At 72.8% G+C, this 24,417-nt stretch carries 21 protein-coding genes; 8 read left to right on the forward strand and 13 right to left on the reverse strand.

Annotated features, from left to right (window positions below):
• Positions 1-10: 10 nt before the first annotated feature.
• The 5 genes from ACZ4IF_RS19345 to ACZ4IF_RS19365 all read right to left on the reverse strand — a co-directional run bounded on the left by ACZ4IF_RS19345 (position 11) and on the right by ACZ4IF_RS19365 (position 5,517).
• Entirely contained in the window at positions 11-856 is an 846-nt protein-coding gene (locus ACZ4IF_RS19345) for an SGNH/GDSL hydrolase family protein (RefSeq protein WP_467564364.1), read from the reverse strand.
• A complete protein-coding gene (locus tag ACZ4IF_RS19350; RefSeq protein ID WP_467564366.1) occupies positions 853-2,007 on the reverse strand; it encodes a glycosyltransferase in 1,155 nt (384 codons plus the stop codon). Before ACZ4IF_RS19350 ends, ACZ4IF_RS19345 begins: the two co-directional genes overlap by 4 nt.
• Positions 2,004-3,266 carry a glycosyltransferase family 4 protein gene (locus ACZ4IF_RS19355; protein WP_467564368.1) on the reverse strand — a complete coding sequence of 421 codons (1,263 nt, stop codon included), beginning with the start codon at positions 3,264-3,266 and terminating at the stop codon, positions 2,004-2,006. Before ACZ4IF_RS19355 ends, ACZ4IF_RS19350 begins: the two co-directional genes overlap by 4 nt.
• Positions 3,267-3,405: 139 nt before the next feature.
• Entirely contained in the window at positions 3,406-4,824 is a 1,419-nt protein-coding gene (locus ACZ4IF_RS19360) for a HEAT repeat domain-containing protein (protein WP_467564370.1), read from the reverse strand.
• A 300-nt stretch (positions 4,825-5,124) separates the two neighbouring features.
• Positions 5,125-5,517, reverse strand: a complete 393-nt coding sequence (locus ACZ4IF_RS19365) for an ankyrin repeat domain-containing protein (RefSeq protein ID WP_467564372.1) — start codon at positions 5,515-5,517, stop codon at positions 5,125-5,127.
• 347 nt (positions 5,518-5,864) lie between these two features.
• Here ACZ4IF_RS19365 and ACZ4IF_RS19370 point away from each other — a divergent pair, with 347 nt between their 5' ends.
• Both ACZ4IF_RS19370 and ACZ4IF_RS19375 read left to right on the forward strand, forming a co-directional pair.
• Positions 5,865-6,059 (forward strand): hypothetical protein, encoded by a 195-nt coding sequence (locus ACZ4IF_RS19370; protein ID WP_028803620.1) that lies wholly within the window; start codon positions 5,865-5,867, stop codon positions 6,057-6,059.
• A gap of 37 nt (positions 6,060-6,096) precedes the next feature.
• Complete coding sequence (locus tag ACZ4IF_RS19375; protein ID WP_467564374.1) at positions 6,097-7,722, forward strand: P-loop NTPase family protein; 1,626 nt, start codon at positions 6,097-6,099, stop codon at positions 7,720-7,722.
• A gap of 165 nt (positions 7,723-7,887) precedes the next feature.
• Here the strand turns inward: ACZ4IF_RS19375 and ACZ4IF_RS19380 are convergent, their stop codons facing one another.
• Positions 7,888-9,387, reverse strand: coding sequence for an SCO1417 family PLP biosynthesis transcription factor (locus ACZ4IF_RS19380; RefSeq protein ID WP_467564376.1), 1,500 nt, complete (start codon positions 9,385-9,387; stop codon positions 7,888-7,890).
• 99 nt (positions 9,388-9,486) lie between these two features.
• Here ACZ4IF_RS19380 and yczE point away from each other — a divergent pair, with 99 nt between their 5' ends.
• From yczE to ACZ4IF_RS19400, 4 genes are all read left to right on the forward strand, one after another.
• Complete coding sequence (gene yczE / locus ACZ4IF_RS19385; RefSeq protein WP_467564378.1) at positions 9,487-10,185, forward strand: membrane protein YczE; 699 nt, start codon at positions 9,487-9,489, stop codon at positions 10,183-10,185.
• The gene (locus ACZ4IF_RS19390) at positions 10,182-10,949 is read left to right on the forward strand and encodes a glycerophosphodiester phosphodiesterase (protein ID WP_467564380.1); all 768 of its coding nucleotides are present in this window, start codon (positions 10,182-10,184) and stop codon (positions 10,947-10,949) included. Before yczE ends, ACZ4IF_RS19390 begins: the two co-directional genes overlap by 4 nt.
• Before the next feature lie 42 nt (positions 10,950-10,991).
• On the forward strand, positions 10,992-12,341 hold the full coding sequence (locus tag ACZ4IF_RS19395) for an MFS transporter (RefSeq protein ID WP_467564383.1): 1,350 nt from the start codon (positions 10,992-10,994) through the stop codon (positions 12,339-12,341).
• A 255-nt stretch (positions 12,342-12,596) separates the two neighbouring features.
• Positions 12,597-12,971, forward strand: coding sequence for an RNA polymerase-binding protein RbpA (locus ACZ4IF_RS19400; protein ID WP_003977404.1), 375 nt, complete (start codon positions 12,597-12,599; stop codon positions 12,969-12,971).
• Between the two features lie 393 nt (positions 12,972-13,364).
• Here the strand turns inward: ACZ4IF_RS19400 and fxsA are convergent, their stop codons facing one another.
• From fxsA to ACZ4IF_RS19420, 4 genes are all read right to left on the reverse strand, one after another.
• A complete protein-coding gene (gene fxsA, locus ACZ4IF_RS19405; protein ID WP_467564385.1) occupies positions 13,365-13,937 on the reverse strand; it encodes an FxsA family membrane protein in 573 nt (190 codons plus the stop codon).
• 151 nt (positions 13,938-14,088) lie between these two features.
• Positions 14,089-14,880, reverse strand: coding sequence for a polyprenol monophosphomannose synthase (locus ACZ4IF_RS19410; RefSeq protein WP_345657762.1), 792 nt, complete (start codon positions 14,878-14,880; stop codon positions 14,089-14,091).
• A 542-nt stretch (positions 14,881-15,422) separates the two neighbouring features.
• Positions 15,423-17,048: an amidohydrolase gene (locus ACZ4IF_RS19415; RefSeq protein WP_467564387.1), complete on the reverse strand. Its 1,626-nt coding sequence runs from the start codon at positions 17,046-17,048 to the stop codon at positions 15,423-15,425.
• Between the two features lie 66 nt (positions 17,049-17,114).
• Complete coding sequence (locus tag ACZ4IF_RS19420) at positions 17,115-17,555, reverse strand: Lrp/AsnC family transcriptional regulator (protein WP_467564389.1); 441 nt, start codon at positions 17,553-17,555, stop codon at positions 17,115-17,117.
• 266 nt (positions 17,556-17,821) lie between these two features.
• Here ACZ4IF_RS19420 and ACZ4IF_RS19425 point away from each other — a divergent pair, with 266 nt between their 5' ends.
• Positions 17,822-18,259 carry a hypothetical protein gene (locus tag ACZ4IF_RS19425; protein WP_467564391.1) on the forward strand — a complete coding sequence of 146 codons (438 nt, stop codon included), beginning with the start codon at positions 17,822-17,824 and terminating at the stop codon, positions 18,257-18,259.
• Between the two features lie 10 nt (positions 18,260-18,269).
• Here the strand turns inward: ACZ4IF_RS19425 and ACZ4IF_RS19430 are convergent, their stop codons facing one another.
• The 3 genes from ACZ4IF_RS19430 to ACZ4IF_RS19440 all read right to left on the reverse strand — a co-directional run bounded on the left by ACZ4IF_RS19430 (position 18,270) and on the right by ACZ4IF_RS19440 (position 22,724).
• A complete protein-coding gene (locus ACZ4IF_RS19430; protein ID WP_467564393.1) occupies positions 18,270-19,382 on the reverse strand; it encodes a phosphotransferase family protein in 1,113 nt (370 codons plus the stop codon).
• A gap of 13 nt (positions 19,383-19,395) precedes the next feature.
• The gene (locus ACZ4IF_RS19435) at positions 19,396-20,508 is read right to left on the reverse strand and encodes an Rv3169 family protein (protein ID WP_467564395.1); all 1,113 of its coding nucleotides are present in this window, start codon (positions 20,506-20,508) and stop codon (positions 19,396-19,398) included.
• A 1,007-nt stretch (positions 20,509-21,515) separates the two neighbouring features.
• Positions 21,516-22,724, reverse strand: a complete 1,209-nt coding sequence (locus tag ACZ4IF_RS19440) for an acyl-CoA dehydrogenase family protein (RefSeq protein WP_467564396.1) — start codon at positions 22,722-22,724, stop codon at positions 21,516-21,518.
• A gap of 400 nt (positions 22,725-23,124) precedes the next feature.
• Between ACZ4IF_RS19440 and ACZ4IF_RS19445 the strand changes: the two genes are divergently transcribed.
• The gene (locus ACZ4IF_RS19445; protein ID WP_467564398.1) at positions 23,125-24,393 is read left to right on the forward strand and encodes a glycoside hydrolase family 18 protein; all 1,269 of its coding nucleotides are present in this window, start codon (positions 23,125-23,127) and stop codon (positions 24,391-24,393) included.
• The last annotated feature ends 24 nt before the right edge of the window (positions 24,394-24,417 follow it).

Consider the following 24,417-nt stretch of genomic DNA (forward strand, 5'->3'; position numbering starts at 1 on the left):
GTCCCGCTCCTCATGCCAGGTCCGGCTGTTCGGCCGCCGAGAGGGCGGCTAGCGCGGACGCCACGGCGTGCGAGGCGCTCAGGTCGAGCCGGGCGCTGGTGCCCCGGGCCCGGTGCCGTACCTCGGCGGCGGCGAGGGTGAGGAGCTGCGGCAGCAGGTCCGTGCACCGGCGGGCCACCCACCCCGTGCCCGCGGTGGCCAGCCACCACAGGCCGGCCGACCGGGTGGGCGGCGGGAACTCGGGCTCGGCGCCGGGCGCCGTCCCCTCGGCGATGCCCTCGCGCGTGAGCAACGCATGGAAACGGAGGGCGAATTGCCGGTGCCCGCGCTCCCCCGGGTGCAGCCGGTCCGCGCTCCACATCGCGCGGTCCCGCAGCCACGCGCCCTCCGCGGCATGCAGGTGCACCGCCCCGTACCGCTCGGACAGCGCGTGCACGACGGTGTTGACGGCCCGCTGCCGCCGGGCCAGGGGGCGCGCCAGGGCGCCCGGCAGCCCGAGCATGGCGCCGGGGTCCGGCAGGCACGCGGTGAGCAGGACGGCGTCCTGGCCCCGGAAGGCCGCGTACACCTTGTCGAGCCGGGCGGCCACGGCATGGATGTCGAAGGTGCACCGCAGGGTGTCGTTGACGCCGATCACGACGGACACCACGTCCGGCCGCAGGGCCAGCGCCGCCGGTGTCTGCCGCTCCAGTACGTCCCGGGTCTGCGCCCCGCTCACGGCGAGGTTGGTGAAGTCGACGGACCGGGCGAGACCGCCGGCGAGCAGCGCGGCCCACCCCCGACGGCGCTCGCCCACGGGGTCGCCCACGCCTTCTGTGAGCGAGTCGCCGAGGGCCACGAACCGAAGCGGTCTCATCCCACGCCCTCCTGGAGACGCGGCCGCACCTGGAGCTCTGCGTCGTGCGCGGCTAGGAAGCCCGCCACGGCGTCGCCCCAGCCGAAGCACTCCGCACGCGCGCGTGCCGCTTCCCTGCGCTCGCGTTCGGGCCGGCCGAGCAGCAGCCGTACCGCGTCCGCGAAGGACTCCCCGCTGTCCGCCGCCGTGGCGCCGGCCGCGCCGACGATCTCCGGGAGGGCGGACACCGCGCTGGCCACCACGGGGGTCCCGCAGGCCATGGCCTCCAGCGCGGCGAGCCCGAACGTCTCGGCAGGACCGGGCGCCAGGCACACGTCGGCGGTGGCCTGGAGGGCGCCCAGAGCGGCACGGTCGGCGACGTGCCCGAGGAACGTGACGGGCAGGTTTCGCTCCCGTGCGCGCTGTTCGAGCCGGGTCCTGAGCGGCCCGTCTCCGGCGACGACGAGAACGGCCCGCTGTCCTCGTCGCAGCAGCGCCTCCAGCGCGTCGAGCGCCGTGCCCGGCCGCTTCTCGACCGACAGCCGCGAGCACATCACGAGCAACACCTCGCCCTCGCGCGCGTGGCGGGCCCGCAGCGCCTCGTCCCGCAGCGCGGGATGCCGTCCCACCAGGTCGACGCCCAGGGGGGCGCGTACGACGTTGCGGGCGCCGATCCGGACGAACTCGCGCTCGGCGAACTCGGTGGTGCACACCACGCGCGCGTAGGTGTGCGCGGTGCGGACGTTGAGGGCGTCGGCGGTCCGCCGGGCCAGGCCCTCCGGCAGCCCCCACGTCCGCAGCACCCCGTCGGCGGTCTCGTGGGAGACCATCACGGCGGGCACCCTGGCCCGCCGTGCCCACACCCCGGTCCAGCGCAGGGTGGTCCGGTCGGAGACCTCCAGACGGTCGGGCGCGAGGGACTCCAGGAGCCCGGCCACCCGCCGCTTGTCGGTGAGCACCCGATAGCCGCCCGTCCCGGGCAGCAGCGGTCCGGGCAGCGTGATCACCCGGCCCTGCTCGGTCTCCTCGTCGCTCGCGCGCTCGCCGGGGACGACCAGGACCGGTTCGTGCCCGGCCGCCCGGTAGCCGGCGCCCAGCTCGCGCAGCGCGGTGCGCAGGCCGCCGGAGGCGGGGGCGACGAAGTTGGCGAGCCGTACGATGCGCAGCTTCATGCCGCCACCGGCTTCCGTGCGAAGAGCACGTCCGTGTAGTGCCCGATGAGCTGGTCGCCCACGGCGGCCCAGGTGCGCCCCTCGACCATGTCCCGCGCCGCGCTGCCGTAGGCCCTGCGCAGACCGGCGTCGGCGGCCAGGGCGGCCACCGCGTCCCGTACGGCGCCGGCGTCGCGCGGCGGCACCAGCAGTCCCGTGCGGCCGTGGGCGACCAGGTCGAGCGGTCCGCCCGCGGCGGGGGCGACGACGGGCACGCCGCTGGCCATGGCCTCCTGCACGGTCTGGCAGAAGGTCTCGAAGGGGCCGGTGTGCACGAAGACGTCCAGGGAGGCGAAGATGCGGGCGAGTTCGTCGCCGGTGCGACGGCCGAGGAAGACGGCGCCGGGGAGCGCGCCCCTCAACGTCGTCTCGCTCGGGCCGTCGCCGACCACGACCACGCGCACGCCGTCGAGGCCGCAGGCGCCGGCCAGCAGTTCGACGTGCTTCTCGGGGGCGAGCCGGCCGACGTAGCCCACGATCAGTTCGCCGTCGGGCGCCAGTTGGCGGCGCAGCCTTTCGTCCCGGTGTCCGGGACGGAAGCGGACCGTGTCGACGCCGCGCGGCCACAGGCGCACCCGGGGCACGCCGTGCGCCTCCAGGTCGGCCAGGGCGGCGCTGGACGGGGCGAGGGTCCGGTCGGCGGCGGCGTGCACGGAGCGTATGCGCCGCCAGGCGGTGGCTTCGCCGGCGCCCATGTAGGTGCGGGCGTAGCCGGCGAGGTCGGTCTGGTAGACGGCGACGGCGGGGACGCCGAGCCGGGCGGCGGCGGCCATGCCGCGCACGCCGAGGACGAAGGGGCTGGCCAGGTGGACGATGTCGGCGCGGTGTTCGGTGATGGCGGCGGCGACGCGTCGGCTGGGGAGGGCGACGCGGACCTGGGGATAGCCCGGCAGCGGGAGGGAGGGGACACGGACGACGGGGCAGGGCGCCAAGGCGTCGGCCCCCGTCCCGGCGACGGGTTCTCCGCCCCGTCCGTGGGCGTCCCGCCACCCGTGCGGGGCGGAGAACGGGGAATCGGTCGGGGACGGGACGGACTTGGCGGGCGCCGCGGACTTGGCGGACGCGGCGGATTTGAGGGACGCCGAGGACTTGGGGGACGCCGGAGCGACGACGAGGGGAGCGTGACCGCGATCGACGAGGTGCCGGGCGGTCTGGAGCGCGCAGTGGGCCACGCCGTTCACATCGGGGGGAAAGGATTCGGTCACGATGACGACACGCATACCGGTGTTGTCGCCGTGCCGGACGTGGACGCGTCAAAGTGGATCTTTCCGCGCGGGGAACGTCCCATGAGCGTTGCGCTGCGCCCCTGTCCAGGTCAGCCCGCGTCCACGCCCCCCTGACTCACGGGTCACCGAACGTTCATACGGCGGGCATGTCGGGTCCGATCCGGCTGCGGACCGCTGTCTGGACATCGGCCTCCTCGGCCGGATCCGCTGCCAGCCGGCGCAATTGGTCCACCACGCGCGCGTCACCGGTCTCGGCGTGCCGCGCGGCGACCTCGCGGGTGGTCTCCTCGCAGTCCCACAGGCATTCGACGGCGAAGCCGGCGGGGAACGAGGGGTCGGTGGCGGCCAGGGCGCGTGCGGCGCGCCCGCGCAGATGGGACGACGCCGTCTCCCGGTAGATGTGCCGCAGCACGGGGGCGGCACAGACGATACCGAGCCGTCCGGCGCCGTCGACGAGGGTCCACAGGGTGGGCGCGTCGGGGCCTTCGCCGCGTACCGCCTCGCGCACTGCGTCGAGGACCAGTTCGCTGTCCTGGGCCCCGCCCCGGCAGGCGAGCATCCGCCCGGCGGCGGCCCCCAGGACGTCGGGCCGGTGCGCCCAGCCGCGCGCCCGGTCGACGGCGGCGACGCTGCGCATCCGCTCGAAGGCGTCGACGGCGGCGTCCACGACGGCCGTCGAACCGGTGGCGACGGCCGCCTCGATCAGGTCGAGGGCTTCGGGGTCGTTGCCGTCGGCGAGATAGCGCAGGGCGGTGCAGCGCGCGCCCTCCCCGCCGTCGCGTGCGGCCGCGACGATCTCCGCCCGGTCCTCAGGACCCGCGACGGCCATGAGGCAGCGGGCGGCGGGGACGTGCAGTGCCGCGCCGCGGTCGATGCCCTGCTGCGCCCAGTCGAAGACCGCCTGCACGCTCCAGCCGGGCCGGGGCCCGCTGGGTCGCATCTGGCGCTGCCAGCGATCGAAGGAGCCGGCCTCCTGGGCGCCGCGCACGCGCGTGCCGACGGATGCGCGGGGATCGTCGGCCCACAGCCGCCAGGGCCGGGGTTCGAAGGCGTCGCGCACTGCGGTGGCGAGGGCGGCCTCGCCCTCCGGATCGGCCGGGAACCGGGCGAGCACGGGCTCGGCCAGGGCTCGCAGTCCCGCGTCGTCGTCACGCAGCGCCAGCTCGTCGAGGGCCCAGGCCCAGTTGGTGCCCACGGCGGCGTACCTGCGCAGCAGTTCGAGCGCGTCGCGCCTGCCGTACGAAGCGAGGTGGCCGAGCACCGCCAGGGCGAGGCCGGTGCGTGACTCGCACTCGTCGAGGGTGTCCTCGACGTCGAAGAGGTGGCGCTCGATCTCGTCGAGCTCGCCGCTCAGGTCGAGGTAGAGGCGGGCGTAGTAGAGGGAGCGGTTCTCCACCTGCCAGTCGTGGCGGGGGTCCCGCAGCACACAGTGGTTCAGAGCCGCGAGCGCTTCGGCTCGCGGGGCGGTGAGCGCGTGCAGCGTGCCGTCGCCGCGGCCCCTCTGGAGCAGGCCGAGCAGCGTGGCGCTGGGCGCTATGACCGGATCGAACATGGGAAACAGCCTCACATCAAGCGTCGACGCAACCGGGAACCTGGATTACCTGGCCGCGTGACAACACGTCGGAGCGCCCGCCGTTTCTTGCTTGCTGTAGACCATCTTCCTCTGCCTCTCGTCGGTGGCCCATGCGGGCCGGATCACGGCCCGCGCGGTGCGGCAACACCTGCCCAGCCATCGCGTCCGTGAATCACGACGTCATGATGACTCGGCAGTTCTTCCTGCCGCGACCGTATTTCCGGCGGCCCCGTACCGCCTCCCCCGTTTTTTGCGTTTCGCCTGGTCAGGACATACGCGTCAGTGCGCGCCGAACAATTCGAGCAGTTCGGTCTTGGCGAACATGCGCGCGGTGTCGACGGCCGAGGGCGTCCCGGCGGCGGGATCGGCACCTGCGTCCAGGAGCACCCGGATCACGGCCTCCTCGCCCTTGAAGACGGCACCGGCGAGCGGTGTCTGGCCTCGGTCGTTCACGCGGTCGGCCTCGGCGCCGCGCTCCAGCAGGGCGCGGACGGCCTCGGCGTGGCCGTGGTAGGCGGCGAGCATCACGAGCGAGTCACCGCGGTCGTTGGTCAGGTTGGCCGGAACACCCGCGTCGACGTAGGCCACGAGCGTCTCGGTCTCGCCGCGGCGGGCCAGATCGAAGATCTTGGTCGCCAGCTCCACGACCTCGGGGTCGGGGGCTTCACTCATCGGCCGGACCGCCTCTCACAACGACTACAACGGGGACTGCGGGAGCTTACGACAGCGAGCGGAGCTGTCACTCCCGGACCTGCACGGGGCCGGGGATGCGCCCGTACGGGTGAATCGCCAGCGTACTGGCTCCGGCGGCACATGACCGGCCTCGCCGACGGCAAAGATCACAGCGGATCCACGGGCCGACGGCGGACGCATCAGGCCCGCCCGGGCGCCTCAGGACAGCTCTGCCACCTGGATGAAATCGCCAGAAAATCACCCAGTTGCACCTTTTATCGTATGGATACATCCTGTGATCCTGGAAGTACTCATGGTGACTGTCCCCACGAACCAGGAGAGCTCAAATGATCCTGTCCATCTCAGGTGTGGTCCTGCTCGGCGTCATCGTCTTTCTCTTCTTCCGCAAGGACGGCCTCAAGGCATCGCACTGCCTGGTGTCGACCCTGTTCGGCTTCTACCTGGCGAGCACGGCGATCGCACCGAGCATCAAGGCCGGCGGCGAGAGCCTGGCGAGCCTCCTCGGCGGGATCAAGTTCTGACGCCCCTCCCTCTCGCACGCACCACCAGGAGACAGCAGTGGCCCGGCGCCCCCTTCCCCGCATTCTCAGGCACGGCAGCGCGCAGATCGCCCGAAGCCGGGAGCTGGCCAGGACGGCGGCCGACAGTGCCACCGATGTCCTCCACCCGCTGATCACGATCACCCGTGGACTGCGCCGGCTGGCCGGGGCCGGACGGCGCAAGTGGGCCGACACCCCCAAGGACCGGCGCGGGCCACTGCTGTTCCTGGCAGCCTCCGCTGTCCTGGTCGTGGCGCTGCTGCCGTACGGACCGCTGCTCGCCGCCATCAGTCTGATGGCGGCGGCAGCGTGGACCGGACGCGAACGCGCGGCGCCCGAGCCCACGGGCCCCGACGAGTCCCAGATCCAGCGCCTCCAGTCGCTGTACGAGGCCCTGGTCCCGTACTTCTCGACGGCCGAGGACCCCGCTCCCCTGTACGCCCACGGCGGCGACTGGGAGAAGGCCTTCCCCTCGTTCGAGTTCGACGACGACGGGCGCGTGTCCCGTCTCCTCGTCCGCTATCCGGCGTACTTCACGGACGGCGAGGCGGAGGCCCGGGCCCGGATCGAGCAGTTGCTGCACGTGAAGTCGGGGCGCGGCCGCGAGTACCACTTCGCGTGGGACGAGGAGGGCAACGAACTCACGGTCGACGTGCTGCCTCCCCTCCCCACCGACATCGCCGCCCAGCGCTTCGTCACCGCGCCGGGCGAGACGGTCCTCGGCTTCACCGACCCCGCCGACGTCCAGCGCACGCTGCCCCTCACCCATGGCGAGGAACAGCGTGACGTCCCGCCCGTCGTCTGGCGCACGGGTGTCCGCTCGACCGAGCCGCACCTGCTGATCGCGGGGCAGCCCGGCAGCGGCACGACCACCCTGCTGCGCTCCATCGCCCTCCAGGCCCTCCAGCACGGCGACGTGGTCGTCGTCGAGGGTGCGGGCACCGGCGAGTACGCCTGCCTCACCGGCAGGGACGGTGTACTGGCCGTCGAGTGCGCGCCGGCCGGGGCTCTCGCGAGCCTCGAGTGGGTGGCCCACGAGACGGAGCGGCGGCTGATCGCCGCGAACCGCGCCCGGCAGGCGGGGCACCCCGCTCCCGACGACGTCAAGAACCCGTTGTGGATCCTGCTGGACCGGCCCAGCGCTCTGGGTCACCTCGCCGCCGCCGACGGGCGCAACGACCCGCAGGGGCTCCTCCAGGTCCCCCTCCGCCACGGCAGGGCGGCCGGCGTCATGGTCGTGGTGGCCGAGCACTTCGACAGCCTCGACTGCCTCAGCGACGCCGTGCGGCAGCACACCCGCGCGCGCGTGGTGCTCGGCGCGGCGTCCTCCGAGCAACTGGAAGCGGTGCTCGGGGCCCCGCCGCACACCACGCCGACCCGGGACGTCCCGCCCGGGCGCGGTTACGCCCGGCTCGGGAGCGGGCCCGTCCTACGGCTCCAGGTTCCGGCGACTCCGGACCCGTACGACGACACGACCAGCGAGGCGCAACGGCAGGCCGTGCTCGACCTGCTTCCCGGACGGACGACTCCGGGTGCGCCGGACACCCGGCCTGTCGAGGCGCTCCCCGTGGAGGCGCAGCCCGCGAAATCCGTCACCGCGGACGCCCAGCCCACGGCGTCCCTCCCGGTGGTGGCCGAGGGCTGAGACCCCCGTTTTCCGCTCCTTGTCATCAGGCCTGAGCCGAAGTCCCTCGGCTCAGGCCTGATGCTGTCGGAGCCCGGTGCGCGCGGCGGCGTGGGCCCGGCCGTACGGCTTCCGGGCCTCCGACGGCTTCGGAGGCTCCGGGGAATTCGGGGGCGTCGGGAGCCGCTACGCCACGAACGTGCGCGGCGCCTCGTTCCCGGTGCTCGCGCCGCTCTCGACCAGGCGGGCCGCCGCCGCCAGGCGCACCGCGGCCTCCTCGGCCACCGCACCGCCCACGGTGAACGGCAGGCGCACATAGCCCTCGAAGGCGCCGTCCACACCGAAGCGGGGGCCGGAGGGGACGCGTACGCCCACGCGTTCGCCCATCTCGGCCAGGCGGGAGCCGGACAGCCCGCCGGTCCGCACCCACAGCGTGAGGCCGCCCCGGGGCACCGAGAACTCCCATCCGGGCAGCTCACGCCGCACCGCGGCCACGAGGGCGTCGCGGTTCTCCCGGGCCTGCCCGCGCCGGATGTCCACGGCCTGCTCCCAGCCTCCGGTGCTGAGCAGCCAGTTCACGGCGAGCTGCTCCAGCACGGGTGTGCCGAGGTCGGCGTAGGCGCGGGCGGCGACCAGGCTGCGGATGACATCGGGAGCGGCGCGCACCCAGCCGATCCGCATCCCGGCCCAGAAGGCCTTGCTCGCGGAGCCGACGGTGACGACGGTCGATCCCGCGGGGTCGAAGCCGCACACCGGGCGCGGCATGTCCAGTCCGTCCTCCAGATGCAGCTCGCTCATCGTCTCGTCGACGACGAGCACGGTGCCCGCCGAGCGTGCCGCCTCCACGAGCCCCCGCCGCCGGCCCTCGTCCGCGAGGGCGCCGGTCGGGTTGTGGAAGTCGGCGACCACGTAGGCGAGGCGGGGGGCCGCGTCACGCAGGACCTGACGCCAGCGGTCCATGTCCCAGCCCGCGAGCCCCTCGGCCATGGCGACGGGCACCAGCCGGGCTCCGGCCTCGCGCATCAGCTGCAGGATGTTGGCGTAGGACGGGGACTCGACGGCGATGCGCTCGCCGCGTCCCGCGAACAGGTGGCAGATGGCGTCGATCGCACCCATCGCCCCGGTGGTCACCATGATCTGCTCGGGCATGGTCGGGATCCCGCGCGCGGTGTACCGCTCCGCGATCATCGAGCGCAGCGCGGGCAGCCCGGCGGGATAGTCGCCGTGCGTGTGCGCGTACGGCGGCAGCTCCTCCAGGGCGCCCTGCACGGCGCGGGTGAGCCACGGCTCGGGCGCGGGCAGCGCCGCGCAGCCGAGGTCGATCACGGACCCGAGGGCCTCGGGGGGCAACGGTTCCAGGCCGCGCGCGGGCAGCGGGTTGCCGGCCGGCACGGCGGTCCAGCTGCCCGCGCCGCGCCGGGACTCCAGGAATCCCTCGGCACGCAGCGCCTCGTAGGCCGCGGCGACAGTCGTACGGCTGACGGAGAGGGACAGTGCCAGTTCCCGCTCGGCGGGCAGCCGCGCGGCGACCGGCACCCGGCCCTCCAGCACCAGCAGCCGGATGCCGTCGGCGAGTGCGCGGTAGGCGGGCGGGCGACGGGTCCCGGGGCCCGCGGGCCGCTCCTGCTGGGAGTTGAGGAGCCGGGCGAGCTGCGCGGCGCCCACCGCCGAGGTCCACTGCGCCATGATTTCCAGTCCACCTTCCCCGAATTGGCCATGGATGGCTTTTCTTCTCAAGCCACAGAGTGTCACGAGCCAGGCCAGTCCGACCACAGGGGGCACCACTTGTCCATCCGCGCCGCGCGTTCGCACCCCGTCGAGAGCCCCTCGGGCCCCCGGTCCCGGCGGCTGCCCCGCCGCCTCGTCCAGCTGTACGTGGGCCTGGCCCTGTACGGCGCGAGTTCGGCGCTCCTCGTGGAGTCGGGGCTCGGCCTGGAGCCCTGGAACGTGCTGCACCAGGGGCTCGCCGAGCTGACCGGTCTGACGATCGGCGTGGTGTCGATCATCGTCGGGGCGGCCGTGCTGCTGCTGTGGATCCCGCTGCGCCAGCGCCCGGGCCTCGGCACCGTCTCCAACGTCTTCGTGGTCGGCATCGCCATGGACGGCACGCTGGCGCTGCTGCCGGCCGCGCACACACTGGCGGTGCGGATCCCGCTGCTGGTGGCGGGCGTCCTGCTGAACGGCGTGGCGACCGGCCTCTACATCTCGGCGCGCTTCGGCCCGGGCCCCCGCGACGGTCTGATGACGGGCCTGCACCGGCGCACCGGCCGCTCGATCCGCGTGGTGCGCACGGTCCTGGAACTGGCCGTCGTCGCCACCGGCTTCGCACTCGGCGGCACGGTCGGCGTCGGCACGGTGCTGTACGCGGTGGCGATCGGCCCCCTCGCCCAGCTCTTCCTGCGCGTGTTCGCCGTCCCCACGGCACCGCCCGGCAGCGCCGTCGTTGCCGCCGGGCAACCGGAGCGCGCGATACTGCCCGGGTGAGCACGCGCATACGCCATCCGTACCTCGACCATCCCGGCCCGATCGCGTTCGCGCACCGGGGCGGGGCGGCGGACGGCCTGGAGAACACCCTCGCCCAGTTCCGCCGCGCGGTGGAGACCGGCTACCGCTACATGGAGACCGATGTCCACGCGACGGCGGACGGCAGGCTCGTCGCCTTCCACGACGACACCCTGGACCGGGTGACGGACGCGGCGGGCCGGATCGCGGACCTCCCCTGGGACGACGTGCGCCACGCGCGCGTGGCGGGCGAGGAACCGGTGCCGCTGTTCGAGGAGCTGCTCGACGCCTTCCCCGGCGTTCGCTGGAACGTGGACGTGAAGGCCGAACCCGCGCTCCGGCCCTTCCTCGACCTGGTCGAGCGGACCGGGGCCTGGGACCGCGTGTGCCTCGGCTCCTTCTCCGAGGCACGGGTCGCGCGTGCCCAGCGCCTGGCCGGGCCTCGCCTCGCGACGTCGTACGGCACCCGCGGCGTGCTCGGCCTGCGGTTGCGCTCCTGGGGCGTACCCGCGCCGCTGCGCCGCTCCGCGGTCGCCGCCCAGGTGCCCGAGTCGCAGTCCGGGGTGCCGGTGGTCGACCGCCGCTTCGTACGGGCCGCGCACGCGCGCGGGCTCCAGGTGCACGTGTGGACCGTGAACGAACCGGAACGGATGCACCGGCTCCTGGACCTGGGAGTCGATGGCATCATGACCGATCACATCGACACGCTGCGCAAGGTCCTGGAAGACCGGGGCACCTGGTTCTGAGCCTCCTCGCGCGGTCCGTTCACGGGGAAGCGAGGGGCACGGGTGAGCACTGACACCGTGCGCACGGAGTCGGCCGGCGAGGCCGCCGAGCGGCGGCGCGAGCAGCGCGGCTGGTACTTCTACGACTGGGCGTGCTCCGTCTACTCGACGAGCGTGCTGACCGTCTTCCTCGGCCCCTATCTCACGTCGGTCGCGGAGCACGCGGCGGACGCGGACGGCTTCGTCCACCCCCTGGGCGTCCCGGTCCGCGCCGGCTCCTTCTTCGCCTACGCGGTCTCGGCGTCCGTCGTCCTGTCGATCCTCGTGATGCCGGTGGCGGGCGCGGCGGCGGACCGGACGGGCCGCAAGAAACCGCTGCTCGCGGCCGCCGCCTATCTCGGCGCCGCGGCCACCACCGGCATGTTCTTCCTGGACGGCGACCGCTATCTGCTGGGCGGGGCCCTGCTGGTCGTCGCCAACGCCTCGGTGGCCGTGTCGATGGTCCTCTACAACTCCTACCTGCCGCAGATCGCCCGGCCGGAGGAACGCGACGCCGTCTCGTCCCGGGGCTGGGCCTTCGGATACGCGGCCGGTTCCCTGGTGCTGGTCGCGAACCTGGTCCTGTTCACCGGTCACGACTCCTTCGGCGTCTCCGAGTCGACGGCCGTCCGCATCTGCCTGGCGTCGGCGGGCATCTGGTGGGGCGCCTTCACCCTCGTCCCCCTCAAACGGCTGCGCGACCGCCGCACGACCGCCGCGGAGGGGCCTTCGGTGCACGGCTGGCGGCAGCTGGCGGCCACGGTGCGGGACATGCGCGGCAAACCGCTCACCCTCGCGTTCCTGCTCGCGTACCTCGTCTACAACGACGGCATCCAGACCGTCATCTCGCAGGCCTCCGTCTACGGCTCCGAAGAGCTCGGGCTGAGCCAGTCCACCCTGATCGTGGCCGTCCTGCTGGTCCAGGTGCTCGCCGTCGGCGGCGCGCTGGGCATGGGGCGGCTGGCCCGCGTCTACGGCGCGAAACGGACGATTCTCGGCTCGCTCGTCGCCTGGACGGTGACCCTGGGGGCCGGGTACTTCCTCCCCGCGGGCAGGCCCGTCTGGTTCTTCGTTCTCGCCGCCGGCATCGGCCTGGTCCTGGGCGGCAGTCAGGCGTTGTCACGCTCCCTGTTCTCACATCTGGTCCCGCGCGGCAAGGAGGCGGAGTACTTCTCGGCGTACGAGATGAGCGACCGCGGGATGAGCTGGCTCGGGCCGCTTCTCTTCGGTCTGACGTACCAGCTCACCGGAAGTTATCGGGACGCGATCATCTCGCTGGTGGCCTTCTTCGTCATCGGGTTCGTGCTGCTCGCCCGGGTCTCGGTGGGGCGGGCGATCCGCGACGCGGGGAATCCCGTACCGGACAGGATTTAGCACCCGGCGCCAAAGAGCGGTAGTGTACGCGTTTGGCCTGCCAGGCGTACCGTTACTGCGCGTCAAAGATGCTGAAGCGTTGGGTGACATCTGATCCCAGATGTGACAAACCGGGCGGCTGTGGGTACAACAAGGGGCGGCTACGACGGCGACGCATGACCCGGAACGGGAATCTTTACCGCCGACCGGACGTTGACCGGATGACGACGACAGCGACACCTGTCCTGTGGGCGACAAGCCCGGGAGGCACGATTCATGAGTGAGCGAGCTCTTCGCGGCACGCGCCTCGTGGTGACCAGCTACGAGACGGACCGCGGCATCGACCTGGCCCCGCGCCAGGCCGTGGAGTACGCATGCGAGAAGGGGCACCGGTTCGAGATGCCCTTCTCGGTCGAGGCGGAGATCCCGCCGGAGTGGGAGTGCAAGGTCTGCGGGGCCCAGGCACTCCTCGTGGACGGCGACGGCCCTGAGGAAAAGAAGGCCAAGCCTGCGCGTACCCACTGGGACATGCTGATGGAGCGGCGTACCCGAGAGGAACTCGAAGAGGTCCTCGAAGAGCGCCTGGCCGTCCTGCGCTCCGGCGCGATGAACATCGCGGTGCATCCGCGGGACAGCCGCAAGTCCGCCTGACCCCACGGGGCCGGACGGCATACATGAAGCACGCCGAGACCGCGGGCACGTACGCCAGTCGTACGGGCCCGCGGTCTCGTGCTGCCTGGGGCCACGTCGCACGTGCAGCGCCGGGCACGTCCCGCGTGCAGCCCCGGGCACGTCCCGCGTGCAGCCCCGGGCCGTGTCGCGGCCGTCCCGGCCTCCGGGCGCCCCACAAAACGAGTCGTCCCGTGCCCCCAGTCCCGCACAGGCGCCCAGACACAGCCCCGACCACCCCGCGCCGCTCGCGCGTACCCCGGTCGCGCCACGCGGGCACCTCGCACGGCATACGCGGGCACCTCGCACCGCATACGCGAGGACCCCGCCCTCGGCTGGGCGGGGTCCTCGCGACGGATGTACGGCGCCCGCAGGTCAGCGGGTCAGCGGCGGGTACTCACCGGGCTGCGGGCTCGGCCGGTCCTCGTCCCTGATGACCTCGCCCGGCACCACCTTGCCGTCGGGGCGATGGATGCGGGCCTGCTGGAACGCGTCGCCGAAGGTGCCGGGGACGGCCTCCCGCATCTTGCGGTCGAGGGTGCGCTCCGCGTACCGGCCGACGGCCTTCTGGACGGCCGGGATCAGCAGGAGAAGACCCACGGCGTCGGAGATGAGCCCCGGGATCATCAGCAGCAGACCGCCGAGCATCATCAGGCCGTTGCCCCGGCCGCCCTGGCCGGCGGGCGCGACACCGCTCTGCTGCCGTTGCAGCGTCTCGCTGAGGTTGCGGAAGGCGCGGCGCCCGGCGCGCTTGATGACCACCCCGCCGAGCACGAACCCGGCGGCCAGCAGCAGGAACACGGCGAAGCCGCTCGCGGTCCCCGCGACCATGGTCAGCAGCCAGATCTCCAGCACCAGCCACGCCGCGATGCCGAGCGGCAGGAAGGTGCGCAGCCGCGATCGCCGCGGCCGGGCGGGGTAGGAGGAAGTCGGAGCGCCAGTCGTCATGGTCCCAGTGTGCCTGGACCCGGCTCAGTACGGGATAAGCGAATGATCGCCCCGCCGCACCCTCCACCGGCCGGCGCCCCCGCCTGGGCGAGGGGCACGATGGTGGGCGGCGGGGCGTCGCGCGGTGCCCCGCGGTGGCGCCCGGGGTGCGTCAGGAGGACTTCCGCCCGGTGATCCGTCCGACCCGCTCCCCCACACCCCAGGTGGTGACGCGCCACAGCGCCTCCACCAGGATGTCGCGGCTCATCTTGGAGTCGCCCAGTTCCCGCTCCACGAAGGTGATGGGGACCTCCACGACGTGGTAGCCCGCCTTCACCGCACGGCGCGCGAGGTCCACCTGGAAGCAGTAGCCCTGGGAGGCGACCTCGCCGAGCCCGAGGCCTTCGAGGGTCTCGCGCCGGAAGGCGCGGTAGCCGCCGGTGACGTCACGGATCGGCACGTCGAGCAGCACACGCGAGTAGAGGCTGCCGCCGCGGGAGATGAACTCGCGGGACTTGGGCCAGTTCACCACCCGGCCGCCCGGCACCCAGCGGGAGCCGAGCACGAGGTCCGCGCCCTTGAGGGCGGTCAGCAGCCTCGGCAGTTCCTCGGGCTGGTGCGAGCCGTCGGCGTCCATCTCGATGAGTACGCCGTAGCCGTGGTCGAGGCCCCAGCGGAAGCCCGCGAGGTACGCGGCGCCGAGCCCTTCCTTGCCCTTGCGGTGCATCACCTGGACGTTGTCGTCCTCGGCGGCCAGCTCGTCGGCGAGCTTGCCGGTGCCGTCCGGGCTGTTGTCGTCGGCCACCAGGACGTGGGCCTCGGGCACGGCGGCGCGTACGCGACCGACGATCCGCTTGATGTTCTCCGCCTCGTTGTAGGTCGGGATGATCACCAAGGCCGTGCCGAGCGGGCCGAACTGCCTCCCCTGGGCTTGTGCCGCGAGGGTCCCGTCGCCGTCGTTCACTGCTGCCCCTTCAAGTCCGTACGCAGAGGTCCACCATAGTGCGCCCAACCTGCACTGCTGCGCCGGCTCGTCACTACTGGGGGTCGAGTCGACAGGAGAGGGGTAGGACTGCGTTTTCCGGAGGCTGGAGTCGTGTGCTGCGGGATCGGGGCCCGGCGCCCTTCGGGCCGACCAGGGACTCGCTGGCTGCGAGTCGACCGAAAGCCGTTGTCTACTGAACGTCCGGGCCCCACCCGGGTCACACCTGCCGACTTGTCGGAACGTTCCCTCGCCTCGTGGCGCGGGCGCTGGGCCTGGCTCCCAGTGGTGGTGCGCCGGTGCGGCACATCACCCCTGACCCAGCGGCGCCTCGACGGCCGCGCGGAAGTTCCCCGGTCGGACGTCCGGTGGTGGACCCGGCCGAACCTACCGGCCCCCTGCGGCCCGGTGTCAACAGTCGTTTGAGCTGCGGTTTTCCACACAAACCCCTGGTCAGTGCCGAGGATGCGCAGGTCGCGCAACACGGCCGCGAACGACGACGGGGGCCACGCCACCCCCGGACATCACTCGTTAGGCCGTACGAATACCGTCCTACCGCCGACGACGGTGCGCAGGCAGACGGGCAGGTCGCCTCCCGGGGTCAGATCCGGCAGTCCGGGCGTGCCGGACCGGGGGTCCGTCGACCAGCGGGCGACGCGGTCGTCCGGGGCCTGTACGACGAGGTCGCCGGTGCGCCATACGGCGTAGTCGGCGGGTGCGCCGGGCACCAGGATGCCCGCGTCGTCACGTCCGACGGCCCGCCAGCCGCCCCGCGTATGCGCCGTGAACCCGGCGCGTACGGACACCCGGTGCTCGGGTGTGCGATGGAAGGCGGCGGCCCGTACGGTGCCCCACGGGTCGAGCGGGGTGACGGGGCTGTCGGAGCCGAACGCGAGCGGTACGCCGCTGCGCAGGAGGGCGGCGAAGGGGTTCAGCGCGCGGGCGCGTCCGGCGCCGAGACGCTGCGCGTACATGCCGTCCTCGCCGCCCCACAGCGCGTCGAAGGCGGGCTGCACGGAGGCGGTCAGGCCGAGCTCGGCGAAGCCCGCGATCGTCTCGGGGGTGAGCATCTCGGCGTGCTCGACGCGGTGCCGGGCGGCCCGGACCCGGGCCAGGCCGACCTTCTCGGCGGCGGCGCGCACGCCCTCGACCACAAAGGCCACGGCGGCGTCACCGATCGCGTGGAAGCCCGCCTGGAGGCCGGCCTCGGTGCAGGCCACCACGTGCGCGGCGACCGCTGCGGCGTCGAGGTAGGCGGTGCCGGTGTGCCCGGCGTCGGCGTAGGACTGGTGCAGGCAGGCGGTGTGCGAGCCGAGGGAGCCGTCGGCGAAGAGGTCGCCCGCCGCGCCCAGCGCACCGAGCGCGCGGGCCCTCTCGATGCCCTCCTCGCCCGCCTCGGCCCAGTAGCCGACGACCCGGGGGCCGGGTTCCTCGGCCGCGAGCCTCAGCAGGGCGGCGAAGTCGTCCTCGGAGGAGATGTCGGGGCCACCGCATTCGTGTACGGAGCCGATGCCGAGCGAGGCGGCGTGCGCGAGGGCGGCGCGCTGGGCCCGGGTGCGCTGCTCGCCGGTGACGGCGCCGAGGGCCGCGGCGCGCACGGCGTGGTGGGCGTCCCGGGTCAGGGGGCCGTCGGGCGAGTGACCGGGCTGGTCAGTGACGCCCGGGACCAGGTCGAGGAGTGCGGTGGTGACCACGGCCGAGTGCACGTCGATGCGGGAGAGGTAGAGCGGCCGGCCGCCGGTGGCCTCGTCGAGTGCCGCGCGCGTCGGGGGCTGCCCGCCGGGCCAGCGGGCCGCGTCCCAGCCGTGCCCGAGCAGCACCCGGTCGCCGGGGTGGGCGGCGGCGAAGTCGCGCACCAGGGCGAGGGCCGTGTCCAGGGAGCGGGCGCCGGACAGGTCGAGGCCGCCGAGCGCGAGACCGGTGGCGGTGGTGTGCACGTGTGCGTCCGTGAACGCCGGGGTGACCAGGGCGCCTTCGAGGTCCACGACCTCGTCGACGCCGTCCACGAAGGCGTCGGCCGCGCCTTCGGAGCCGACCCAGGCGACTTGCCCTCGCTCCACGACCATCGCGGTGGCGAAGGGGTCGGCGGGACTGTGGACCTCTCCACCGCGCAGCAGCACGGTGTCCGACGAGGCGGTGCTCTCACTCATGGAGACAGTCTCGCGCCTGCCGGCACGCTCTCCGCGCGCGGGGCCCGCAAAAGGGGGCGAACGACGTCAGATCCTGGGCGGTCGCGCCTCGTAGGGGGTGGACAGCACGACCGTCGTACGGGTCGACACACCCGCCAGGGTGCGCAGCCGGGCGAGGAGCTCCTCCAGCTCGTGCGGGGTGGAGACGCGCACCTTGAGGATGTAGTTCTCGTCGCCGGCGACGCTGTGGCAGGCCTCGATCTCCGGGACGCCGGCGAGACGCTCCGCGATGTCGTCCGGGGCGCTCAGGTCGAACGGTTTCACCGAGATGAAGGCGGTCATGGGCAGCCCGACGGCCTCCGGGTCCACGACCGCCGCATAGCCGCGGATGACGCCGCGCTGCTCCAGCCGGCGCACCCGCTGATGCACGGCGGACGTGGACAGGCCCGTGGCCTTGCCCAAGTCGGTGTAACTCATCCGCCCGTCTGCGACGAGCAGCTGCACAATCTGTCGGTCCAGCTCCTCCATGACGCAAGAACCTACAGTGCGCTTGATCCCCCGGATACCTCAGCAGCGCAGGTCATACCCGGTTTGTGATGTGTCTGTGCGTGAGCCGTGCGGCGCGTGGGGGACAAAACGACCGCGCCGGGCACCTGCACGCGGCATGTGACGAACACCACACGCATGCAACCGGGTCCGTGATGTTCTCGTGATTACCGCAGAGACCGGACGGGAAGTGCTTGCTGTGGTCGAGGCCGCAGCGCCTTGTCGGCCCACCCGAGGGGGAGAATCCCATGCAGAGTCTTAAGCGCCCTGGCCGTACGGCACCCAAGCGGCAGCTGCCGGTTGTCGAGCCCGAGCCGGAGGGCGTCGAACCGGACGCCCTGGACGGCGAGGAGTTCGACGCGTACGACACGTTCGAGATGTACCGGGTGATCTGCCCGGACTGTGCGCAGCCCATCGCGCTCCTGGCGGACGAGGAGTTCCTGCCGGAGCACGCGCTGTGCGCCTCGCCGTGGAACCCGTTCGGGCTCACGGTCTGCTCGGGTACCGGCCGCGCGGCGGCCGGCGCGCGGCCCGCGGACGAGTCCACGGAACCCCAACAGCAGGACATGGCCCTGCTGTTGACACTCCCTCAGGGGCTCGACTGGCGCATGCAGCCCTTCTCCCACGTGGGTGGCCCGGGCTCGCGCCCGATGCGCATCCCCGTGATGCCGCGCCAGGCCGCCTGACGCCGCGGACTCAGCTGCCGACGCCCGGTCCGTCCCAGTAACTGCCCTGCACCATGGCACGCAGGCTGCCGTGGTGCAGGATCAGTGTGTCCGGATCCGCCGGTACGGCGACCTCGCCGAAGTGCGCCTGGCGGTAGGCGACGCGCAGCATGACGATCGCGTGCCGCAGCGCGGCGTACAGGGTGTAGAAGTCCATGTCCCGCGGTACGTGGCCGGTGAGTTCGGCGTAGCGCCGTTCGACGCGGTCGCGGCGCAGGAAACCCGGCAGGCCGGCCTGACCGAAGCCCACGGTGAGGTCCTGGAAGAAGCGGTGCAGATAGACGGTCCAGCCGAGGTCGACCTCGCGCGGGGCCGGTGCCGCCATCTCCCAGTCGAGGACGGCGGCCGGTTCGAAGCCGTCGTACACGACGTTCCCGATGCGCGCGTCACCCCAGTTGAGCACCGACTCGCCCTCCTCGCGCGGCCAGAGGTCCTCAAGACGGTCGAAGGCGCTCTCGATGAGCGGCGAGGATGACAGGCCGTCAGTCACCCATGCGTAGTAGGCGCGTTGGGATGCGACATGCCGGCGCAGCGGACTGCCGTCGCCGGGCAGCGCCAGGAAGTCGGCCTCCTTCACGGGCACCTGGTCGTGCAGTCGGGCCAGGAGCCCGATCGACGCCGCCTCCAGGTGCGCGCGCTCGTCGTCGCTCGCCGCGTGCAACCAGTTCCCCTCGTACGTGTAGGGCATCACGTCCGGTGGCACGCGCCCGTCGATCCGTTCCATGACGAAGAAGGGCGCCCCGAGCGGCACCGGGTCCTCCTCGAGCCAGAGCACCCGCGGCACCGGCAGGTCGGTGCGCTCGCCGACCAGGCGCATGGTGCGGTACTGGCGCGGCATGTCGTACACGGGGAACACGGTGTACGCCGACGGGTCCGCGGCGAGTCTCAACGCGCAGCCACGCAGGGGTGGTTCGGGATGCTCGATGTCGAACAGGAGGGTCTCGCTGGACATTCCGTTGGACGCGGGGACCGTCACGTCGACGGCCTCGGCCCCGGGCAGTCTGGTCCGCAGCCAGGCGGTCAGCCGACGCGCCAGTTCCTCGGGTTCGCGGGTGGTCGTGCGGGGGCGTGGTGCGGTGGCCATCTGACCACTCCCATCAGGGCGCTACGGAGTCGAAGCCGGTGAAGCCGCTCGGGTCGTGGCGGCCGAACGAGCCGTGCTCGAAGATCCCGTGACCGACCTGCCCGGCGAGGGTGAAGCGGGCCGCGTGGTCGACGACTCCGTACGCGGCGAGCGGATGCGCGGCGGGGTCGGCGAGGTCGTAGACGCGGCGGTCGGTCCAGTCGCGACCGCGCCAGGTGCCGTGCTGCCAGTCGTCGGCGGGCGGATAGCCCGCGCCGACGGCGAGCGGTGACGAGGTCAGCACCTGCACGCCCAGTTCCAGGGGTTTGCGGTCGACGGGGTCCGCGAGGTGGACGACGGCCGAGGTGGGCTCGCGCGTACCGGACCGGTAGGTGATGTCGGCCTGGGGCCAGCCGAGTTGGAGATCGCGGCGGCCTTCGCGCACGAGGGTGGCGTCGTTGAGCGTGCGATGCCCGTCGGCGTCCTCCTGCACGACGACCATGAGGAAACGGTCGTCGAAGCGGACGGGGCACCAGATCCAGTGGAATCCCTCGGTGGGGTTCTCCTCCGCGAGCCGGCCGCCCTCCTCCCCCGGGGTCGGACGCACTCCCCAGCTGCGGTCGCGGGTGCCGGTCCACTCGCGCGCCGAGACGGGTATCTCCTCGCCGTCGACGCGGATGACCCCCTGGACGCCGCCCGCCTGCACGAAGCGGCGCCCCTCCAGCGTCAGACGGTCACCGCGGCGCTGGATGTGGTGCGGCTCCCACAGCGCCGGGAAGTCGGCGGTCCAGGTGATGTCGTAGGACAGGGAGTCGTCGTCCGACCGGAGGCGCAGGCGGCGCAGCGGCTCCTCGACGGTGATCCGCAGCGGGCCGACGGTGAGGTTCATGCGGTCGTCGCCGAGCGCGTCCGAGGCCCGTACCGCGTGCAGGCGGTCTCCGAGCCGCAAGGTGGCGTAGGCGTCGATCACACCGAGGTTCGGATAGACGCCGAGGCCGAGGATCAGCAGCGCTCGGCCCTGGTGGTCGAGGACGTGGAAGATGCAGCGGTCGTACGCGTTCCGGTCGCCGGTGGCGACGTGCCTCATGGACAGGGGCACCTGGTGCACCGGGTACTCGTCGAGGGCAACGGGACGGTCGTCGGGCACGGCAGGCCTCCCTGGACGCACGGCGGTCGACATCGCGCGACAGGATGCGGCCCGGGCACGACGGCGAATTGACGGTACGTCAGATGTCGCCGCACGGCCAGATCCCGCACGCCGGGCGGCACGACCCGCACCGACATGCCCTGTCCGGGCGACACGACGCACCACGCCGTGCATCGTCCGGGCGACCCGACGCGCCACCCCGTGGATCGTCCGGGCGATACGGCCCGCGACCGCATGCCGTGTCCAGGCGGAGCGCCTCGGCGTCGCGTGCCGTGCCCCGGCCCGGACGCCGGGCGTCACGCGCCGGACGGTGCCCGGTGAGGGCGGGACGCCCGGCTCCGCACGTCACGGGGCACCCTCCGGCGCCGGGAGCCTCACTCGGGCCCCGGGGCGGCGGAGCACCCCACACAGGGCCGCCGCGCCTCGGGCGAGGCCCCAGCCCGGCCGCACGCCGCAGCCGGCACCCTGACCGAGCACGACACCCGCCCGGGTCGGAGGGCCCGCGGGGCAACCGCGTGCGGCCGAGGGGGACGGCTCGGCGGACCGCCTCACCGGATGCGCGCGCCCCACGCACCCGATGCGAAAGCACCGGTCACGGGCGGGCCACGCCAGATGTGCGCCCCCACGGCGACCGTGAGCACGCCGACCACGCGGTGAGGCGCGCCGGACAGGGGCCCGCCCGTCGGCGTCCAGGCGCCGCGCCCGGCGGGCCCCCGTACGGGCTTCGAGTGAACTCACGGTCGATTCCGAGCACGGGTGACCTGCCCGGCCACCCGCGCGTTGCCCCGGTATGACCCCCACCTACTCCGCGACCGGTCGTCGGCGCCGGATCTTCGTCCCCGCTCCGACAGAACCGGTTCGGCAGGGGCCCCCGCCGAACCCGGATCCGCCCATCTACCGCGCTCTGATCCGCGCCTGGGCCGATCGCGGACGCACACTGCCGGGGCGGCACGACCCGGAGTGGGTCAGGCTGGCCGCCCCGTCGGCGATGTACGGGTACGCGCAGTTCAGCGCGAGTCGGGACCCGCGAGGTGACGGGCGATGACCATGCGCTGGATCTGATTGGTGCCCTCGACGATCTGGAGCACCTTGGCCTCGCGCATGTAGCGCTCGGCGGGGAAGTCGGCGGTGTAGCCGTAGCCGCCGAGCACCTGCACCGCGTCCGTGGTCACCTTCATCGCCGTGTCCGTGCACAGCAGCTTGGCCATGGCCGCCTGCTTGGAGAACGGCCGGCCCGCGTCGCGCAGCCGTGCCGCGGCCAGGTACAGCGCCCGGCCGGCCTCGATCTGCGTCGCCATGTCCGCGAGCATGAAGCGCAGACCCTGGAAGTCCGAGATGGGACGCCCGAACTGCTGACGGCCGGTCGCGTAGGCGACGGCCTCGTCGAGCGCCGCCTGGGCCAGGCCGATGGCGCAGGCCGCGATGCCGAGGCGTCCGGAGTCGAGCGCCGACAGGGCGATGGCGAACCCCTGGCCCTCGTCACCGAGCCGGCGGTCGTCGGAGACCCGCACTCCGTCCAGGTGGACCTGGGCGGTGGGCGAACCCTTCATGCCCATCTTCTTCTCCGGCGGCGCGGCACTCAGCCCCTCGGCGTCCCCCGGCACCAGGAAGGCCGTGATGCCGCGGGGCCCCTGCCCGCCGCTGCGGGCGAGCACGGTGTAGAAGTCGGCGACGCCGCCGTGCGTGATCCAGGCCTTGGTGCCGGTGATCACCCAGTCTCCCCCGCCCTCGGAGCCGCTCGCGCGGGAGGCGTCCCCTTCCTCGCGCACGGCCTTGGTGCGCAGTGAGGCGGCGTCCGACCCGGAGGACGGCTCGGAGAGGCAGTACGCGCCGAGGAGTCCGCCGCCGAGCATCGCGGGCAGGTGCTCGACCTGCTGCTCCTTGGTGCCGTAGTTCGCGAGGGCGTGGCAGGCGAGGGTGTGCACGCTGACGCCGAGGCCGACGGTGAGACGGGCCGCGGCGAGCTCTTCGAGCACCTGGAGGTAGACCTCGTACGGCTGGTCGCCTCCGCCGTACTCGGAGTCGTAGGGCAGACCGAGCAGACCCGATTCGGACAGCAGCCCGAAGACGTCACGCGGGAAGCGTCCGGCGTCCTCCTCCTCGGCCGCCTTCGGGGCGATCTCACGCTGCGCGATGTCGCGGACGAGCGAGATCAGATCCCGGGCCTCGTCCGTGGGCAGTTGACGGTCCACCGGCTGCGGGGCGCGGTCGGGCATGGCGACGCTCTCCTCCCTGTCGGGCACATCGGCGGACGCACACCTGGGTGGGGCTGCTCCGCCGGGTCTCACCTGGCCCAGCCGATGCTCCCGCTCCGGGTTGCGGAACGCGCTGATCAGCGGCTGTGGCGCTGTGAGTATGCCCGATCGGAGGCACCGAGTCACCAGTTAACGACCGCTTACTCAAAGAAAGGGAAATTGGTACGAACCATTGACGCACTGGTCTAGTCCTCCTAGGGTTCCCCCAACGCCTTAACGCGTTCATGCCAACCGGCATCGACAGGCCTCCGCGGCCTGGCATCCGACGGGTCGAGCGGCCCGCAACGGGCGGGCCCCGCGGCCGTCGGCAGGTCCAAGCACCATCGCCCCCACACGCTCCCCTCCCCCACGAGGAGACACGATGCTCAGACCGCACCGCCCCCGCGCCTCCTTCCGGGCGCTCCTGTCCGCCGCCTGTTGCGCCGTCCTGGGCGCCGGACTGCTCGCCGGTGCCGGCACCGCGACCGCCACGCCCGAGTCCCGCACCGCAGGCACCGCACAGGCCGGCACCGCGCAGGCGGCCGCGGCCGGATCCAAAGTCGTCGGCTACTTCACCGAATGGGGTGTCTACGACCGGAACTACCACGTCAAGAACATCGAGACCTCCGGCTCGGCCGCCAAGCTGACCCACATCAACTACGCCTTCGGCAACGTCACCGGTGGCAAGTGCGCCATGGGAGACGCGTACGCGGCGACGGACAAGGCCTATACGGCCGACCAGTCCGTCGACGGCGTCGCCGACACCTGGGACCAGCCCCTGCGCGGCAACTTCAACCAGCTGCGCAAGCTCAAGAAGAAGCACCCCGGCCTCAAGGTCCTGTGGTCCTTCGGCGGCTGGACCTGGTCGAGCGGGTTCGGCGAGGCCGCGCGCAATCCGGCCGCGTTCGCCCAGTCCTGCTACGACCTGGTCGAGAACTCCAAGTGGGCGGACGTCTTCGACGGCATCGACATCGACTGGGAGTACCCGAACGCCTGCGGCAACACCTGTGACACCAGCGGCAAGGCGGCGTTCAAGAACCTGATGTCGGCGCTGCGGACGAAGTTCGGCAGCGGCAACCTGGTCACCGCGGCGATCACCGCGGACGCCACCGCCGGCGGCAAGATCGACGCCGCCGACTACGCGGGCGCGGCGCAGTACGTCAACTGGTACAACCCGATGACGTACGACTTCTTCGGGGCCTGGGACACGGCGGGCCCGACGGCTCCGCACTCGCCGTTGAACTCGTACACCGGCATCCCGAAGGCGGGCTTCCACACGTCCGCGACCATCGCGAAGCTCAAGGGCCTCGGCATCCCGGCCTCGAAGCTGCTGCTCGGCATCGGCTTCTACGGCCGCGGCTGGACCGGAGTGACGCAGGCGGCGCCGGGCGGCACGGCGACGGGTCCCGCGGCCGGCACGTACGAGCAGGGCATCGACGACTACAAGGTGCTCAAGACCAAGTGCCCGGCGACCGGCACGGTCGGCGGCACCGCGTACGCCAAGTGCGGCAACAACTGGTGGAGTTACGACACCCCGTCGACCATCGCCGGCAAGATGAGCTACAAGAACGCGCAGGGCCTGGGCGGCACCTTCTTCTGGGAACTGAGCGGTGACACGTCGAACGGCGAACTGATCAAGTCGATCAACTAGCCGCGGCTGTACGGCGACAGGGGC

The sequence above is a fragment of the Streptomyces sp. NPDC025784 genome, from assembly GCF_055558435.1.

Bases quoted from the DNA above. Each gene is read 5' to 3' on its own strand.
- ACZ4IF_RS19365 (WP_467564372.1), bottom strand. From the start codon at position 5,517: ATGAGTGAAGCCCCCGACCCCGAGGTCGTGGAGCTGGCGACCAAGATC.
- ACZ4IF_RS19360 (WP_467564370.1), bottom strand. From the start codon at position 4,824: ATGTTCGATCCGGTCATAGCGCCCAGCGCCACGCTGCTCGGCCTGCTC.
- ACZ4IF_RS19425 (WP_467564391.1), top strand. From the start codon at position 17,822: ATGCAGAGTCTTAAGCGCCCTGGCCGTACGGCACCCAAGCGGCAGCTG.
- ACZ4IF_RS19440 (WP_467564396.1), bottom strand. From the start codon at position 22,724: ATGCCCGACCGCGCCCCGCAGCCGGTGGACCGTCAACTGCCCACGGAC.
- ACZ4IF_RS19400 (WP_003977404.1), top strand. From the start codon at position 12,597: ATGAGTGAGCGAGCTCTTCGCGGCACGCGCCTCGTGGTGACCAGCTAC.
- ACZ4IF_RS19430 (WP_467564393.1), bottom strand. From the start codon at position 19,382: ATGGCCACCGCACCACGCCCCCGCACGACCACCCGCGAACCCGAGGAA.
- ACZ4IF_RS19370 (WP_028803620.1), top strand. From the start codon at position 5,865: ATGATCCTGTCCATCTCAGGTGTGGTCCTGCTCGGCGTCATCGTCTTT.
- ACZ4IF_RS19345 (WP_467564364.1), bottom strand. From the start codon at position 856: ATGAGACCGCTTCGGTTCGTGGCCCTCGGCGACTCGCTCACAGAAGGC.
- ACZ4IF_RS19445 (WP_467564398.1), top strand. From the start codon at position 23,125: ATGCTCAGACCGCACCGCCCCCGCGCCTCCTTCCGGGCGCTCCTGTCC.
- ACZ4IF_RS19415 (WP_467564387.1), bottom strand. From the start codon at position 17,048: ATGAGTGAGAGCACCGCCTCGTCGGACACCGTGCTGCTGCGCGGTGGA.
- ACZ4IF_RS19355 (WP_467564368.1), bottom strand. From the start codon at position 3,266: ATGCGTGTCGTCATCGTGACCGAATCCTTTCCCCCCGATGTGAACGGC.
- ACZ4IF_RS19350 (WP_467564366.1), bottom strand. From the start codon at position 2,007: ATGAAGCTGCGCATCGTACGGCTCGCCAACTTCGTCGCCCCCGCCTCC.
- ACZ4IF_RS19420 (WP_467564389.1), bottom strand. From the start codon at position 17,555: ATGGAGGAGCTGGACCGACAGATTGTGCAGCTGCTCGTCGCAGACGGG.
- fxsA (WP_467564385.1), bottom strand. From the start codon at position 13,937: ATGACGACTGGCGCTCCGACTTCCTCCTACCCCGCCCGGCCGCGGCGA.
- ACZ4IF_RS19380 (WP_467564376.1), bottom strand. From the start codon at position 9,387: ATGGCGCAGTGGACCTCGGCGGTGGGCGCCGCGCAGCTCGCCCGGCTC.